This is a genomic window from Vibrio sp. 1727 (assembly GCF_033344415.1).
Classification (GTDB): Bacteria; Pseudomonadota; Gammaproteobacteria; order Enterobacterales; family Vibrionaceae; genus Vibrio; species Vibrio alginolyticus.
In genome coordinates this window covers 1-641 of record NZ_JAWPOT010000370.1, presented here as the reverse complement: position 1 = coordinate 641, position 641 = coordinate 1, and the positions used below count along the sequence as shown (strand labels likewise).

The following is a 641-nucleotide window of genomic DNA, read 5'->3' as shown; positions in this document are numbered from 1 at the left end:
TGTCGCTTGAACCCGTTGTGATATCAACGCCGATTAGAGAATCGTCATCACGTAGGTTCACCGCAATTAGACCGTTTGAACGTACGTTCGCAAACTGGTCTAGAGAAGTCTTCTTAACGGTACCGTCGCCAGTTGCCATGAAGATGAACTTGTCTGCTGAGAACTCATCAACCGGAAGAATTGCAGTGATACGCTCGCCATCTTCTAGTGGAAGGATGTTCACGATCGGTTTACCACGTGCAGTACGGCTCGCCAATGGCAATTGGTAAACTTTCAGACGGTAAGTCTTACCGCGAGTAGAGAAACATAGAATGTTGTCGTGGGTATTCGCCACTAGAAGACGTTCAATGTAGTCTTCATCTTTCATTCGAGTTGCACTCTTACCTTTACCACCACGGCGCTGTGCTTCGTAGTCGCTTAGGATTTGGTACTTAACGTAGCCTTCGTGAGATAGAGTTACGACTACGTCTTCACGAGCAATCAGCTCTTCCATGTCGATGTCATGGCTAGCTGCTGTGATTTCAGTACGGCGTGCATCAGCAAATCCGTCACGAACTGCTTCTAGTTCTTCACGAATCACTTCCATCAAACGCTCAGTGCTTGCAAGAATGTGCATTAACTCAGCGATTTCTTCTAGAAGC

The 641-nt window shown here is 47.0% G+C and carries 1 protein-coding gene; it reads right to left on the bottom strand.

All coding sequences use genetic code 11. The features are described from left to right. The coding region (locus tag R8O10_RS25800; protein ID WP_318192036.1) for a DNA gyrase C-terminal beta-propeller domain-containing protein at nucleotides 1-641 on the bottom strand (641 nt) is incomplete at both ends.